This window comes from Streptomyces sp. NPDC005070, from assembly GCF_053600395.1.
This window is the reverse complement of record NZ_JBSFZS010000591.1, coordinates 1-1,055: the sequence shown is the minus strand read 5'-3', so window position 1 is coordinate 1,055 and position 1,055 is coordinate 1. Positions and strand designations below refer to the sequence as shown.

Annotated in this window: 1 protein-coding gene; it reads right to left on the bottom strand. The window is 70.9% G+C overall.

The window, feature by feature from the left end; translation table 11 throughout:
* Positions 1 to 7: 7 nt before the first annotated feature.
* A partial coding sequence (locus ACWEBX_RS41405; RefSeq protein ID WP_451889815.1) for a purine-cytosine permease family protein occupies positions 8 to 1,055 on the bottom strand: 1,048 nt, incomplete at its 5' end.

Below are 1,055 nucleotides of genomic sequence, written 5' to 3'. Positions count from 1 at the left end.
TGATGGGTCAGACGGCCGCGGCGGGCTCGGCCGACTTCTCCTCGGTGCCACCGGTGATCGGCGCGATGTCGGCTTCGGACGCCCCGACGAAACGGGGGCCGGCGGGCCCGTACACGGCGCGCGGCTCGGGGAACAGGGCGAGCGCGGCGAGGTAGAGCACGACCGCGAGGGCCAGGCCGACCGGCAGCGAGATGTCCGCGCCGTTCGCGAGGTTGCCCAGCGGACCGACGAACTGGCCCGGCAGGTTGGTGAAGAGGAGGGCCACGACGGCGCTGACGATCCAGGTGCCCATGCCGCGCCAGTTCCAGCCGTGCGCGAACCAGTAGCGGCCACCGCGCTGACGCCGGTTGAAGACCTGCAGCGCCTCGGCGTCGTACCAGCCGCGCCGGGTGACGTAGCCGAGCGCCATGACGACCATCCACGGAGCGGTGCAGGTGATGATCAGCGTGGCGAAGGTGGAGATGGACTGCGTGAGGTTGAGCGCGAAGCGGCCGAGGAAGATGAAGCCGATGGACAGGACACCGATGAAGAAGGTGGCCTGGACGCGGTTGAAGCGCGGGAAGACGCTGGCGAAGTCCAGGCCGGTTCCGTAGAGGGACGTCGTGCCGGTCGACAGGCCACCGATCAGGGCGATCAGGCAGAGCGGCAGGAAGTACCAGCCGGGGGAGATGGCCAGCAGTCCGCCGACGTAGTTCGGGGCGGCCGGGTCGACGTACTTCGCGGCCTTCGAGGCGATGATCGACGCGGTGGCCAGGCCGAAGACGAAGGGCAGCAGGGTGGCGATCTGCGCGAGGAACGCGGCGCCCATCACCCGGCGGCGCGGGGTGTTCGCCGGGATGTAGCGGGACCAGTCGCCGAGGAACGCGCCGAAGGAGACCGGGTTGGAGAGCACGATCAGCGCGGCGCCGATGAACGACGGCCAGAACAGCGGGTCGGCGGTCGAGGCGAAGGCACCCGCGTAGCCGGGGCCCCGGGAGCGGGCCGCCCGACCCGACGGGAGCGCGCACCGATGACCACCGCCCACCTCGCCGAACCCTCGTACGGCATACCCGTCT